The following is a 13,615-nucleotide window of genomic DNA, read 5'->3' as shown; positions in this document are numbered from 1 at the left end:
ACCCTCACGGTCCAAGTATCGAACCGCTACGGAAATACCACCATTGATGATTGACATGCCGCTATCAAACACCTCTAATCGATGATCTTCGTATGGACGTTTTTACGTCCATAGACAATCTCACGGATACATGGCAAATGATGCCCATTCATCGCCGTCTCCTGCGCGCATCCCTTGCCTTTACCCTGAGCCTTGGCGGCACGGCCGCCGCACAGAACTTCACTGACGTGAAGCCGTCGCCGCAGCAGACACACTGGCAGGATCTCGAGTTCGGCGTCATCGTCCACTTCGGCACGAATACCTTTCTCGACCGCGAATGGGGCGATGGCACCGCCAATCCCGGCGTGTTCAATCCCGATCACGTTGATCCCGACCAGTGGGTGCGCGCCGCCAAATCCGCCGGCGCCAGATACCTGGTGCTGGTGGCCAAGCACCATGATGGCTTTGCGCTCTGGCCGACCGGCCAGAGCGACTATTCGGTCAGGAACAGCCCGTGGATGCATGGCAAGGGCGACCTGGTAAAGCTCACCGAACAGGCCGTGCGCAAGCAGGGGCTGGAATTCGGCATCTATCTGTCGCCATGGGATCGCCATGAGCCGCGCTATGCCGATGCAACGGCGTACGACAAATACTATCTGGCGCAACTGGATGAGCTGGCGCAGAACTACGGTCCGCTGGCCGAGTGGTGGCTCGACGGTGCGGGAAGCGCCGGTCACGTTTACGATTTCCGGAAATATGTCGAGGAACTGCGTACCTACCAACCCAACACGCAGGTATTTGCCGACGTCTCGCTGTTCGGCTACGGCGACATTCGCTGGGTTGGCCAGGAAGATGGCCATATCCGTGGCCAGAACTGGAATGTCATCGATCGCCACGGCGAACTGCGCTGGCGGCCAGTGGAAGTGGATACTCCTCTGCACACGCTGCAATGGTTCTGGCATCCGGACAGCGACCGGACGCTGAAGAGCGTCGACGAGCTGATCGATATCTGGGAGAACAGCGTCGGCCTTGGTGGTCAGCTGATGCTGGGCATCGCACCGAACCGTCACGGCATCCTGCCGGAAGCCGATGTTGCCCGCCTGAAGGCTTTCGGCGAGGCGCTGAAGAAACGCTACGGCCTGGACAGCGATCTGGCGCGCCAGCACACCACCGCTGATGCGAATGTTGCCGCAGCGCTGGACGGCAACGAAGACACGTTCTGGTCGGCGCCGCCGGGTTCGCATCACGCCGTGCTGGAGGTCGATTTCGCGCAGCCGGTGACCATCGATCACGCGCTCACCATGGAGTGGCTGAACGTCGGCCAGCATGTGCAGAAATATGCCATCGAGGTGTGGACGAACGGCGGCTGGACCACCGTGGCCAGCGCCGAGGCCATCGGTCACATGAAGATCGACCACTTCATGCCGGTAAGCACCAGCAAGGTGCGTCTGAACATCCTGTCCAGCGCAGGTACGGCGCGTATCCGCGAATTCCAGTTGTTCAATGTCGCCGGCAGTCGCTGATCCGACAGGCAAGGCCGCATATTCCACCTGACGTCTTCGGCGCTTCATGCCATGCCGGTGGGAAGAACGGGCAGGACCGATCACAAATCGCCTCCCTCAGCGCGGCAGCGCGGCATGGCCGGCGATGGTGAACCCGGCGGTGAGGCCGGCGGCATCGCCAGGCTGGCCGCCACCGATGAACAGGCGATAGTGCCCCGCTTCGACGGCACGCTGGCCACTGGCGTCGACCATGCCAAGCTGACGTGGCGACAGCTCGAAACGAATGCGGCGGCCTTCACCAGCAGCGAGGTGCACGCGGCGAAAACCCACCAGCGCATGACGTGGCGCCGCAGGCGAGTCCGGGCTGTCCAGATACACCTGGATCACCTCGTCGCCGGCACGCTTGCCGTCGTTGCGCACATTGGCGCTGATCGTCAGCGGTGTGCCGGCCTGAAGTCGTGTCGTCGACAATGCCGCGTCGGCATAGGCGAAGTGCGTATAGCTAAGACCGTGGCCAAACGGGTACAGCGGCGTGCCGGTGAAGTAGCGATAGGTACGCTCCTTCATCGCATAGCTGACATACGGCGGCAGATCCCGCGTCGAACGATAGAACGTCACCGGCAGACGGCCGCCGGGGTTGTAGTCGCCGGCCAGCGTCTGCGCGATCGCACGGCCGCCCTCCTCGCCCGGATACCATGCGGCGAGAATGGCGTCGGCATGCTGCTGCGCCCAGTTAAGCGCCACCGCGCTGCCCGACATCAACACCACGATCAGCGGCTTGCCGCTGGCGGCGACGTGTTCGAGCAATGCACGCTGCGCGGCTGGCAAGGCGATGTCGGTGCGATCGCCACCGTCGAAGCCGGGTATGTCGATCTGCAGCTCCTCGCCCTCGACATCCGGCGAAAGGCCGACGAAGGCGACGACGGCATCGGCATGCCGCACCACTTCATCAACCCTGGCCAGCTGCGCTTCGGCCGGAGCCAGCCATTGCAGGCGCACACCCTGGTCCTGCCCGCTGTGCACCAGCTCCAGGCGTATCGCATGCGGTCGGCTATCGGCGAAATGCACGAGAGCCGCGGCATGTCTGCCATCGCCGTCATCGTCGATCACCTGCTTGCCATCGACGTAGAGCCGGACCGGATCGTGCCCGGAACAATCGAAACAGCGGTCGACATGCACGACCAGGGTGTAGTCGCCGACGCCGGGCGGAATCAGCTGGCCGCTCCAGCGCACGGCATAGCGGTCATCGGACAGGCCTTCGATCGGAGCAACATGATCCCAGTCGAAGTCGATCACGCGATCCGAGCGGGTGGCCAGCGGCGCACCGCTGAAATCGGGCGCCGCGTAATACTCGCCGGTCAGGCCGACCCTGCTTCCGGAGCGCAACGCGGTTTCGGGAATCGGCACCGGCACGCCGGCGGCGATCGGCGCACCTTGCGCATAGCCCACGTGGCCCGCACCGAAACGCTCGCGCAGCCCTTGCAGTGGCGTGACAGGCGCACGCGCGGTGCCGTGATAATTGGCTTCGAGTGTTTCCAGCGTGTCGGCGTTCGGGCCGACCACCGCCAGTCTGGAACCGGGCCGAAGCGGCAACGTCGCATGCGCGTTCTTCAACAGCACCATCGATTCCAGCGCAGCCTTCAGGGCCAGCAGGCGATGTGTCGGGCTGTCGATCTGCTCGTTACCGATACTTGCATATCGATCGTCGCCCTTCGCTCCCATTTCGCCGAGACCGTAGCGGGCAGCGAACAGGCGCATGAGGGCGGTGTCGAGCACCGATTCCTGCACATGACCCTGGCGCACCGCTTCGAGCAGGTCGGCGTAGGCATGGCCGCAGTCAAGGTCGGTTCCGGCATTCATCGCCGCGGCGGACGACTGCGCATTATCCGGCTTGAAATAATGGAACCGGGTCATGTCATCGACGGCATCGCAGTCGGACACGACATAGCCCTTGAAGCCCCAGTCCTTGCGCAGCAACGTGGTCAACAGCCAGCTGTCGGCACACACTGGCGTGCCGTGCAGCGCGTTATAGGCGCACATCACCGAGCCGGCATGGCCTTCTGTGATCGCAGCCCGGAAGGCCGGCAGATAGGTGGCTTCCAGATCGTGCGGCGACACATCGATATCGAAACCGTGGCGACCGGATTCCGGCCCGCTGTGTACGGCCAGATGCTTGGGCGTGGCAATTGCGCGCGGATGTGCCGGGTCGTCACCCTGGATACCGCGAATGAAACCGACCGCGAGCCGGCCGGTCAGGTAGGGATCCTCGCCGTAGGTTTCCTGGCCACGGCCCCAGCGCGGATCGCGGAAGATGTTGATATTGGGCGACCAGATGGTCAGCCCCTGGTAGCGGACATGGTCGTGGCCACTGCCGACGGCATTGAACTTGGCCCGCGCCTCGATGGAAACCGTGGTGCCGACCTGCTGCAGCAGGTCCGGATTCCAGCTGGCCGCCAGGCCGATGGCTTGTGGAAATACCGTGGCATATCCATTGCGGGCATTGCCATGCAGGCCTTCGCTCCACCAGTCATATGCAGGCACGTCGAGCCGCGGAATGGATGCAGCGCCGCTCTGCACCTGCGCAACCTTTTCCGGCAGTGTCATCTTTGCCACCAGCGCTGCGGCACGCGTCTGGTCATCGGTTGTCGCGGCGACATGCGTGGTGAAACAGGCGCAGGCACACGCGAGCAGGATACCGACTGTGCCGATGCCCGACCTCACACGGTAAGCGCCCGCGAAATATCCTCCACTGCCACACGCAACCGCTCCACCGCGCGCTTGACGGTGACTCTGGCCGGATGACTCTCGACGAACGGGATCGTCAGCGCGCCGGCCGCTTCGCCATGACGGAGGATCGGCGCCGACAGATCGATCACGCCATCGACCGCCTCGCTGGCCAGGCTCGCATAGCCCTGTGCGCGCACGGCGTCCGCATGCTCGATGAAGCGCTTGCGCTTGTAGGTGGCTCCCTTCGCATCCAGGATCGCAAGCCAGCGTGCACGCATTGCGTCGCCCTGGAAGGCGAAAAGAACCAAACCTGAAGTCGCATGTGCGAGTGGCCTGCGATGCCCTACCCGCACAACGAAACCGTAGTCGCTGGGCGAATCGACACGCGCAATGACCACGATCTGTTCTTCCGATGCGACCACCAGGTGGCAGGGCAGCAGAACTTCATCGACAAGCCGGTGCATCACGGGCAGCGCCGCCTCGACCAGGGTCTTGGTGTTTGGCCGCTCCATGCCCAGCATGAACAGCCGATTGGTCAGCGCATAAGTCGAATCGCTTTCGCGGGCGATGTAGCTGCGCCCTTCCAGCACCTGCAACATGCGGAAGATCTCGCCTTTCGAGTAACCGACGCCACTCGCAATCTCGGTCATGCTGAGAGGCGCCTGCGCACGCGCAAGCAGCTCGAGAATATCCAGCCCCTTGTCGAGGGCCGGGGCACGATACTTGGAAGCATTCGTCATATTTCGCGACTCTTTCCAGCGGCTCGATGCAACGACTAGGCGTCTCGAAAAACCTTCCGACGGCGTCATTCCCGCGAAGGCGGGGAATGACGGGGAAGAACGGATTCTCCAAAGTGCCCGGCAGATGCAAATTAAGTATCACATGCAAAATTATATTTCATATTTACAACACAACAAAATGCAAGTTAGTATCTTCCAGCCTTCTGCGTCGAACAAGCGGGATGGGAAAATCTTGAAGATCGAGACAGGCCATCGGGGTGGTGTGACGGTTGGCAAACGATCCGCCATCAACGTGCCGGACCAGCAGCGCGTCCTTCCGGGCTGAAGCTCAAGCGGACCTGCAACCCATCGGGGGGCGAGCATGCAGTACGCCGACGAAACGACGATGCGCAACAGCGATGCGTACTCCATGACCAAGACCGCGACCTCGACGCTGGTCCTGATCGTCAGCCTGTTTTTCCTCTGGGGCATGGCGAACAACCTCAATGACATCCTGATCAAGCAATTCAAGGGTGCGTTCGAGCTTTCCGATTTCCAGGCCGGCCTCGTGCAGAGCGCGTTTTATCTCGGCTACTTCCTGCTGGCGATCCCGGCCGGCCTGTGCATGCGCCGCTTCGGCTTCAAGGGCGCGCTGTTGATCGGCCTCGGTCTCTACGCACTGGGCGCGTTGCTGTTCTATCCCGCGGCAGCCACCCATACCTATGCGCTGTTCCTGGGCGCGCTGTTCGTGATCGCGAGCGGCCTCGCGTTCCTCGAGACCTCGGCGAATCCGCTGGTCACCGTGCTCGGGCCACCCGAAGGCGCTGCGCGACGGCTCAACTTCGCGCAATCGTTCAACCCGCTCGGCTCGATCACCGGTGTGCTGGTCGGTCGCTACTTCATCTTTTCCGGCGTTGAACATACGCCCACCGAGCTGGCGACCATGGCGCCGGCGGCTCGTCAGGCCTATTTCAGCGCGGAATCGGCGGCGGTGCAGACCCCGTACCTGGTGATCGGCCTGGTCGTCATCGTGTTTGCGCTGCTGATCGCGCTCGCGCGCTTCCCCGCCACTACCGAGCATGCCGCCGACAGCAAGAGCGGCACCGCCCATATCAAGCGCCTGCTGCGCAACACGCATTACCTTTTCGCCGTCATCGCGCAATTCTTCTACGTCGGCGCGCAGGTCGGCGTGTGGAGTTATCTGATCCGCTATACCCAGGGAACACTTCCCGGCATGCCGGAAAAGAACGCCGCCGATTTTCTGACGGCTTCGCTGGTGGCATTCATGCTGGGGCGTTTCGTCGGCACCGCCCTGATGCGTTTTTTCGCGCCACGCAAACTGCTGGCGCTGTTCGCCATGATCAACATCCTGCTGTGCGGCATGGCCGTTGCCATGCCCGGACACATCGGCGTCTATGCGCTGGTCGCCGCGAGCTTCTTCATGTCCGTGATGTATCCGACGATTTTCGTGCTCGGTCTCGGCGGCCTCGACGACGACGACCGCAAGCTTGGCTCCTCGCTGCTGGTGATGGCGATCATCGGCGGCGCGATGCTGACGGCGCTGATGGGAGCGGTTTCCGACATGGCCGGCATTCCCAGGGCGATGGTCGTGCCTTTGGCATGCTTTGCGGTGATCTTCGGATTCGCCCTGCACTCCCGCAACGCACGCAGCGCTTGAGGCATCGACATGCCGCATCTCTATTACGCCCTCGACCTGCGCGACGATCCCGCACTGATCGCCGAATACGAAGACTGGCACCGGCCGGAACGGATCTGGCCGGACATCGTCGATTCGATTCGAGCTGCCGGCATACGCGAGCTTGAAATCCTGCGTGCCGGCAACCGCCTCGTGATGGTCATGGATGTGCCGGATGACTTCTCTGCGGACAGCAAGGCGGCAGTCGATGCGGGCAATCCACGCGTGCAGGCGTGGGAACACTTGATGTGGAAATTCCAGCAGCCGCTACCGTTCGCCGGACCCGGTGAAAAGTGGGTTCGCATGGTATCGATGTTCTCGCTGCGGCAAGCCCTCTCGGCGCGAATCCGTCCGTCGTAGCGCGCCGGTCATCCTTTCCAGATGGTATCGGCCGAAATATGCCGCACATCGGTCTGCCCGGTCAGTGCCATGCTGGTGCTCAGCTCGCGACGGATGATCTCGATGACCTGCGTGACGCCATGCTCGCCCATCGCGCCCAGTCCGTACAGAAAGGCCTTGCCGATCAGCCCGGCGCGCGCACCGCAGGCCAGCGCCTTGAGCAGATCCTGGCCGCTGGTGATGCCGCCGTCGAACGACACCTCCAGGCGATCACCCACGGCTTGCACCACGGCCGGCAGCGTTTCGATACAGGCTGGCGCACCGTCGAGCTGACGCCCGCCATGATTGGAAACGACGATCGCATCCACCGCGTGTTCGGCGGCGATCAATGCGTCGCGCGGATCGGTGATGCCCTTGATGATCAGCTTGCCGGGCCAGACCTCGCGGATCCACTCGAGATCCTTCCAGCTCAGGGTGGGATCGAACTGGCTGGCGATCCATTGCGCCAGCGTGGTGAGACTGTCGCCGCCGATGCGGCCCTGCAGATTGCCGAACGAGCGACTCGGCGCACGCAACACGTTCCACGCCCAGCGCGGCTTGCTGACGATATCGAGCGCATTGCGCCAGGTGAGGCGGGGCGGCACGGCCAGGCCGTTCTTGATCTCGCGATGACGCTGACCCTGCACGGTCAGGTCGGCGGTAAGCATCAGCGCCGGGCAGCCGGCTGCACGCGCACGCTGGATCAGCTCGCGGGTAAAGCCGCGATCGCGCATCACGTAGACCTGGAACCAGAACGGTTTGTCAGTGGCGGCGCGCACCTGCTCGATCGAACAGATCGACATGGTACTGAGACAGAACGGAATGCCCGCCTTCGCCGCCGCGCGCGCACCATGAATTTCGCCGCTGCCATGTTGCAGTCCGGTCAGGCCGGTGGGCGCAATCGCCAGCGGCAGCGAGGCTGGCTGGCCGATGATGTCGGTCGCCAGCGAGCGCCGGTCGACGTCGACCATCACCCGCTGACGCAGCTTGATGCGATCCAGTGCGCGGGCGTTCTCGTGCAAGGTCAGCTCGTCGTAGGAACCGCGATCGGCGTATTCGAAAAACGTACGCGGCACGCGGCGCCTGGCGAGCTCGCGCAAATCCATGACGTTGGTGATGATGGGAGCAGCCATGGCAGTCAGACCTCCACGACGTCGGCGGTGGTCCGCCATACCGGGCCATCCGGAAAGAGATGGGAAGCCACCGAACCGGGATGCATCTGTGCGGAGAACCCCGGCGCCTGCGGCGCGATGTAGCGTCCACGGCGGATCGTCACCGGATCGACGAAGTGCTCATGCAGGTGGTCGACGAATTCGATGGCACGATCCTCCTTGCTGCCGCTGATGGCAATGAAGTCGGCCATCGCCAGGTGCTGCACCAGCTCGCACAACCCGACGCCTCCCGCGTGCGGGAATACACGTACACCGAATTTTGCGGCCAGCAGCAGGATCGCCAGGTTCTCGTTGACACCACCCACGCGGGCCGCATCGATCTGCACCAGATCCACCGCACCAGCCTGAAACAGCTGCTTGAACATCACCCGGTTCTGCGTGTGCTCGCCGGTGGATACCGGGATCGGCGCCACGCCACGGCGGATCGCTGCATGCCCGAGCACATCGTCCGGACTGGTCGGCTCCTCGATCCAGGCCAGGTCGAATTCGGTGAGCTGCTGCAACCACGCGATCGCCAGCGGCACATCCCAGCGCTGGTTGGCGTCGATCGCGATGCCGACCTCGGCACCCACCGCCTCGCGCGCCAGCCGGCATCGGCGCACGTCGTCCTCGACGCGCAGGCCGACCTTGAGCTTGATCGTGCGAAAACCATCGGCGACAGCCTCGCGTGCCAGCCGTTGCAGCTTTTCATCGCTGTAACCGAGCCAGCCCGGCGACGTCGTATAAGCCGGATAGCCCTCGGCGATGAGCTGCGCCATGCGCGCCGGCTTGTGCGGTTCCGCCGCTCGCAGCATCGCCAGTGCCTCGTCGCGGGTCAGTGCATCGCTGAGGTAGCGGAAGTCGATCGCATCGACAATGGATTCCGGTGACATCTCCGCGATGAACCGCCACAGCGGCTGACCGGCACGCCTTGCCGCCATGTCCCACGCCGCGTTGACCACCGCGCCGATCGCCATATGCATGACGCCCTTTTCCGGGCCCAGCCAACGCAGTTGCGAATCGCCGATCAAGCGGCTGGCGAAGCCGCCGAGATCATCGAGCACGGCCGCCAGATCGAGGCCGACCACCAGCGGTCGCAAGGTGTCGATGGCCGCGACCTGCACTTCGTTGCCGCGGCCGATGGTGAACGCAAGCCCGTAACCGGCCAGCGCATCCGGCGTATCCGTGCGCAATATCAGGTAGGCCGCCGAATAGTCGGGATCCGGATTCATCGCGTCCGAACCGTCGAGATCACGCGAGGTCGGAAATCTCACGTCATGGGTTTCCAGCGCGGTGATCTTTGCCATGGTCGATCGGCCTCCCGTGGCCGGGCAGTTCAAGAGAGTCAATGGGCAGGCGCGAGATCCGCAGGATGCGCACGAACCTGTTGCCGCTGTGAACCGAGCTTGTCGATGCCCAGTTCGATCACGTCACCGGGGCGAAGATAGGTCGGCGGATGCAGACCCAGACCGACGCCGGCCGGCGTGCCGGTGCTGATCACATCACCGGGCATCAGCGTCATGTAGCGGCTGATGTAGCTGACCAGCTGCGCCACGCCGAACACCATGTTGCGGGTATTGCTGGTCTGGTAGCGATGGCCGTTGACCTCCAGCCACAGGCCGAGGTTCTGCGGGTCGCCCACCTCGTCGGCCGTGACCAGCCACGGTCCGAGCGGACCGAAGGTATCGCAGCTCTTGCCTTTCACCCACTGGCCGCCATGCTCCAGCTGGAACGCGCGCTCGGACAGGTCGTTGATCACCATGTAGCCGGCGACGTGGGCGAGCGCTTGTTCCACCGGCACGTCACGGCTGACCTCGCCGATCACCACCCCCAGCTCCACTTCCCAGTCGGTCTTGATCGAGCCGCGCGGAATGACCACATCGTCGAATGCACCGCCGATCGCCGTGGTCGATTTCATGAAAAGCACGGGTTGCTCGGGCAGCGGTGCGCCCGTTTCCGCGCAGTGATCGGCGTAGTTCATGCCGACACAGATCATCTTGCCGACACCGCCAACCGGCGCCCCCAGGCGCGGCCTGCCCGGCACGACCGGCAGCGCGGCCGTATCGATGGCGCCCAACTGGCGCAGCTGTTCGCGGCTGAGCACCTGTTGCGCGATATCAGCAACGATATCGGACAGATCGCGCAACACGCCGTCGCGATCGATCAGGCCCGGTTTCTCGGCACCGGACTGGCCATGGCGTACAAGTTTCATCCGTTGCTCCTCGTCAATTCGACCAGCCGCCATCGATCACGTGCACCGTGCCCGTGGTGAACGCCGATTCGTCGGAAGCGAGATAGACGGCCAGGGCCGCGATTTCCTCAGGCGCACCCAGACGGCCCATCGGCTGCCGGTCGGCAAAACTGCGCCATGCGGCGGCCTCGTCGCCGCCCATCGCACGCACGCGATCGCCAAGCGACGGTGTCTTCACCGTGCCCGGGCAGATTGCGTTGCAACGAATGCCGCGCGAGACGAAATCCGCCGCCACCGAACGCGTCAGCCCGATCACCGCGGCCTTGGTGGCGCCGTAGGCGAAGCGGTTCGGCACGCCCTTGATGCTGGACGCGACCGAGGACATGTTGATGATGCTGCCGCGGCCTCGCTCGAGCATGCCAGGCAACACCGCGCGACAGAGGTGGAACATGCTGTCGACATTGATCGAGAACGAGCGTCTCCAGTCGGCTTCGTCGGTATCCAGGATCGTGCCGGCATGCACGTAGCCGGCACAATTGAACAGCACGTCGAATGCCTGCTGGCCGGCAAGCGCGGCAACGGCCGCAGGGTCGGTCACATCCAGCCGCTTCGTGCGGATATCGGGATGCTCGCTGGCCAGCGATTCCAGTGCACGGGCATCCAGATCGGTGGCAAGCACCTCGGCACCGGCATCGGCGAAGGCGATCGCCGTGGCACGACCGATGCCGGCGCCAGCAGCGGTCAGCAACGCGCGCTTGCCGGCCAGGCGACCGCTTGCGCGGCGTGATTCGAGGGTTTCGGTAATGGTCATGCTGATTGTCCGTGGGTTGCAGGATCAGGTTGCGAGGTGCGATCCAGTCGATAGAAGCGCCGAGCGTTGCCGCCAAAAACATGCTCTTCAAAAGCAGGGGCAAGCGCTCGTGTATACGTCTGGGCGAGTGCGAGCCAATGCCCATAGTCGCCACGCAACGTGACGACCGGCCAGTCACTTCCCCACAGCAATCTCTCGGCACCGAAACGGGCGAACAGGTGGCCGACATAGTCGTCGATGGCGTTGTCCGGCAGCTTCGCTTCCAGTTGAGTCAGCAGGCCGGAAAGCTTGCAATGCAGCCGGCCGTCACCGGCGAGCCGGTCGATCTGTCTCGCCCATTCGTGAAAGCGGCCATTGGCGATATCGGGCTTGCCTGCGTGATCAAGCACGACGCGCAGCAGCGGCTCGCGCGCCAGTCGCGTATCCAGCGCGCGCAATTGCGCAGGGACGACCAGCGCGTCGAACGCCAAGTCATGTTGTTGCATGGCATCGAAGGCAGCGTCGAGCGATGGTCTCGCCAGCCATTGCGGATCGGCCATGTCCTGCGCCATCGGCCGCAAGCCCACCAGCAGCCCGTTGCCATCGCGTACCAGGGCCGCGATACGCGCAGCCACATCATCGGCCTCGAAATCGACCCAGCCGACGACACCGGCGACATGCTCATCCGCGCGCGCCAGCCCGAACAGATAACGGGTTTCCGCCTCACTGGGTGCAGCCTGGATCAGCACGCACTGGCTGACGCCCGCAGATATCCGCTCGCCACGGATATCTGCGGGAAGAAAATCCCGCTGCAGAATCGCAGGTGCCTGTTCGAGCCAGCCATAGTCGCCGCGGTCCAGCAGCCAGTAATGCTGGTGTGCGTCAAGGATCATGCAGGCACCCGGGTTTGCGCACCGAGCAATTCCGCGTTGCGCAATTGTTGCCAGGTGTCCGCGGGTATCCGCTGCTCCAGGCGCTGCACGGATACGGCAACTTCATCGGCGGAGCGCAGGCCGCAGACCACCGTCACCACCGCCGGATGCACAAGCGGAAACTGCAGCGCCGCCGCACCCATGTCGACACCAGTGGCCGCGCAAATGTCGTAGAACCGCTGCGCCCTCGCCCGTACCGATTTGCTGGCCGGCACGTAATCGTAGGTATGCCCGGGCGCACCCGGCGCACCGAGCAGACCGGAGTTGTACGGGCCGGCGGCAAGGATCGCCACGTGCTGCTGCTGAGCCATCGCCATCACCCGTTCGCTGCGCGCCTGCTCGAACAAGGTATAGCGTCCGGCAAGCATGATCGCGTCGAGTCGGAAGCACGGCATCACCTGCAGGCACACTGCCTCTTCATTGACACCAATCCCGATGGCACGGCAGACGCCTTGCGTGCGCAGTTCGGCCATCGTCGGCAAAGCTTCGGCCAGAGCCTGCTGCAGGATCGCCGGATGCCGCTCGCCATGAGTCAGTTCACCGATATCGTGCAGCAGCAGGATGTCGATGCGATCGGTCCGCAGCCGCTTGAGGCTGGCTTCGACCGAACGCAGGATGCCATCACGGCTGTAATCGAATATCGCTCGCTTGCCGTCCACGGCAAAACCGTCGTGACCGGTGCTGCCGGAGGCATCCTCGATAAGTCGGCCAACCTTGGTGGACAGGGTGAAACTGTCACGCGGAAAGCCCGACAGCACATGGCCAAGCCGCACCTCGCTCAGGCCATAACCATAGTAGGGCGCGGTATCAAAATGTCGCACCTTCAGCTGCCAGGCTCGCTCCACCGCCTCTGCCGCAACCGCTTCATCGACACCTTGATAGAGATTGCCGATCGGTGCGCCACCAAACGACAGCGTGGAAAGCTTCAGCGGGCCGCCCGGCAAGCCGCCAATCGACCTCTCTCCGCTTGTGCTGGCGACCGGCTCGACCATGATGCTGCCTGTATGGATGGATCAGGTGAACTGGCACGCTTCCCTTTCACCGACATGCAGTCCTTGCCTGTCGCCAATAACCCGGCACAAGAATGCTTCCAACTGCGCCAGTCCGGCACTTGGCCGAATCGACCGCGAGCGCCCTGACCAGAGTCTGCAGGTGCCTATCCAACTGGCGGAATGTCTCCTGCGCGCGGGATATGCGACGCTCGATCGTGTCATCAATTCGTATTTGAATTTTAAATGTATATATGAACTAAACAAATTGCAACGTGAAACGACAATGGCCCGTGCAACCAGGCGATACATGCGCACTATCCCGCTGACCGCAGCCGACCGTCAGTGGATTCAAGGCAGGAAGAAAGAAAACTGCACGCTCACGAATTCGACACCGGCAGGCCGCGACCCTGCCGCGCCCGAAGCGCGTTTCGACCCTGGCATCGGCTTCGCGGCATGCCGCTGCTTCCCGTTCTCGATGGTGCTGCCCGCACATCGAGCGGGTTTCGGGCATCGTGACGAGCCGTGAAAGTGCACGCCGGGCTGCCGGATGTTCGCTGC

The 13,615-nt window shown here is 63.5% G+C and carries 13 protein-coding genes; 5 read left to right on the top strand and 8 right to left on the bottom strand.

The annotated features are described in order from the left end of the window. Nucleotides 1–137: 137 nt before the first annotated feature. A complete protein-coding gene (locus tag ACYVKM_RS15910) occupies nt 138–1,502 on the top strand; it encodes an alpha-L-fucosidase (RefSeq protein WP_460878589.1) in 1,365 nt (454 codons plus the stop codon). Between the two features lie 96 nt (nt 1,503–1,598). Here the strand turns inward: ACYVKM_RS15910 and ACYVKM_RS15905 are convergent, their stop codons facing one another. Beyond that, the gene (locus ACYVKM_RS15905) at nt 1,599–4,202 is read right to left on the bottom strand and encodes a glycoside hydrolase family 3 protein (protein ID WP_460878588.1); all 2,604 of its coding nucleotides are present in this window, start codon (nt 4,200–4,202) and stop codon (nt 1,599–1,601) included. Then, a complete protein-coding gene (locus ACYVKM_RS15900) occupies nt 4,199–4,948 on the bottom strand; it encodes an IclR family transcriptional regulator (RefSeq protein ID WP_460878587.1) in 750 nt (249 codons plus the stop codon). Before ACYVKM_RS15900 ends, ACYVKM_RS15905 begins: the two co-directional genes overlap by 4 nt. Here ACYVKM_RS15900 and ACYVKM_RS15895 point away from each other — a divergent pair. The 3 genes from ACYVKM_RS15895 to ACYVKM_RS15885 are packed head-to-tail and all read left to right on the top strand — an operon-like array spanning nt 4,932 to nt 6,983. Next, nucleotides 4,932–5,273, top strand: coding sequence for a hypothetical protein (locus tag ACYVKM_RS15895; RefSeq protein WP_460878586.1), 342 nt, complete (start codon nt 4,932–4,934; stop codon nt 5,271–5,273). The two genes, ACYVKM_RS15900 and ACYVKM_RS15895, sit on opposite strands and share 17 nt — an antisense overlap. A gap of 36 nt (nt 5,274–5,309) precedes the next feature. After that, nucleotides 5,310–6,605 (top strand): L-fucose:H+ symporter permease, encoded by a 1,296-nt coding sequence (fucP, locus tag ACYVKM_RS15890; protein ID WP_460878585.1) that lies wholly within the window; start codon nt 5,310–5,312, stop codon nt 6,603–6,605. Between the two features lie 9 nt (nt 6,606–6,614). After that, a complete protein-coding gene (locus tag ACYVKM_RS15885) occupies nt 6,615–6,983 on the top strand; it encodes an L-rhamnose mutarotase (RefSeq protein ID WP_460878584.1) in 369 nt (122 codons plus the stop codon). An 8-nt stretch (nt 6,984–6,991) separates the two neighbouring features. On the opposite strand, the gene ACYVKM_RS15880 is transcribed toward ACYVKM_RS15885, so the two are convergent. From ACYVKM_RS15880 to ACYVKM_RS15855, 6 genes are read right to left on the bottom strand one after another with little or no spacing between them, the layout of a single operon-like run. Further along, nucleotides 6,992–8,134, bottom strand: coding sequence for an alpha-hydroxy acid oxidase (locus ACYVKM_RS15880; RefSeq protein WP_460878583.1), 1,143 nt, complete (start codon nt 8,132–8,134; stop codon nt 6,992–6,994). A 5-nt stretch (nt 8,135–8,139) separates the two neighbouring features. Next, the gene (locus ACYVKM_RS15875; RefSeq protein ID WP_460878582.1) at nt 8,140–9,459 is read right to left on the bottom strand and encodes an L-fuconate dehydratase; all 1,320 of its coding nucleotides are present in this window, start codon (nt 9,457–9,459) and stop codon (nt 8,140–8,142) included. A gap of 38 nt (nt 9,460–9,497) precedes the next feature. Beyond that, on the bottom strand, nt 9,498–10,364 hold the full coding sequence (locus tag ACYVKM_RS15870) for a fumarylacetoacetate hydrolase family protein (protein WP_460878581.1): 867 nt from the start codon (nt 10,362–10,364) through the stop codon (nt 9,498–9,500). Between the two features lie 13 nt (nt 10,365–10,377). Then, a complete protein-coding gene (locus tag ACYVKM_RS15865) occupies nt 10,378–11,154 on the bottom strand; it encodes an SDR family oxidoreductase (protein ID WP_460878580.1) in 777 nt (258 codons plus the stop codon). After that, nucleotides 11,151–12,026: an amidohydrolase family protein gene (locus tag ACYVKM_RS15860; RefSeq protein ID WP_460878579.1), complete on the bottom strand. Its 876-nt coding sequence runs from the start codon at nt 12,024–12,026 to the stop codon at nt 11,151–11,153. Before ACYVKM_RS15860 ends, ACYVKM_RS15865 begins: the two co-directional genes overlap by 4 nt. Further along, the gene (locus tag ACYVKM_RS15855; RefSeq protein ID WP_460878578.1) at nt 12,023–13,057 is read right to left on the bottom strand and encodes an aldo/keto reductase; all 1,035 of its coding nucleotides are present in this window, start codon (nt 13,055–13,057) and stop codon (nt 12,023–12,025) included. Before ACYVKM_RS15855 ends, ACYVKM_RS15860 begins: the two co-directional genes overlap by 4 nt. On the opposite strand from ACYVKM_RS15855, the gene ACYVKM_RS15850 reads away from it, so the two are divergent. After that, nucleotides 12,981–13,583 (top strand): hypothetical protein, encoded by a 603-nt coding sequence (locus ACYVKM_RS15850; protein WP_460878937.1) that lies wholly within the window; start codon nt 12,981–12,983, stop codon nt 13,581–13,583. The two genes, ACYVKM_RS15855 and ACYVKM_RS15850, sit on opposite strands and share 77 nt — an antisense overlap. Nucleotides 13,584–13,615: the final 32 nt, after the last annotated feature.

The organism is Rhodanobacter koreensis, assembly GCF_054782855.1.
Note: the sequence above shows the minus strand (reverse complement) of the source record. Positions and strands in the feature narration are given on the sequence as shown.

Coding starts and splice junctions, on each gene's coding strand:
- fucP (WP_460878585.1), top strand. CDS start 5,310: ATGCAGTACGCCGACGAAACGACGATGCGCAACAGCGATGCGTACTCC.
- ACYVKM_RS15865 (WP_460878580.1), bottom strand. CDS start 11,154: ATGACCATTACCGAAACCCTCGAATCACGCCGCGCAAGCGGTCGCCTG.
- ACYVKM_RS15880 (WP_460878583.1), bottom strand. CDS start 8,134: ATGGCTGCTCCCATCATCACCAACGTCATGGATTTGCGCGAGCTCGCC.
- ACYVKM_RS15870 (WP_460878581.1), bottom strand. CDS start 10,364: ATGAAACTTGTACGCCATGGCCAGTCCGGTGCCGAGAAACCGGGCCTG.
- ACYVKM_RS15900 (WP_460878587.1), bottom strand. CDS start 4,948: ATGACGAATGCTTCCAAGTATCGTGCCCCGGCCCTCGACAAGGGGCTG.
- ACYVKM_RS15910 (WP_460878589.1), top strand. CDS start 138: ATGATGCCCATTCATCGCCGTCTCCTGCGCGCATCCCTTGCCTTTACC.
- ACYVKM_RS15885 (WP_460878584.1), top strand. CDS start 6,615: ATGCCGCATCTCTATTACGCCCTCGACCTGCGCGACGATCCCGCACTG.
- ACYVKM_RS15860 (WP_460878579.1), bottom strand. CDS start 12,026: ATGATCCTTGACGCACACCAGCATTACTGGCTGCTGGACCGCGGCGAC.
- ACYVKM_RS15855 (WP_460878578.1), bottom strand. CDS start 13,057: ATGGTCGAGCCGGTCGCCAGCACAAGCGGAGAGAGGTCGATTGGCGGC.
- ACYVKM_RS15875 (WP_460878582.1), bottom strand. CDS start 9,459: ATGGCAAAGATCACCGCGCTGGAAACCCATGACGTGAGATTTCCGACC.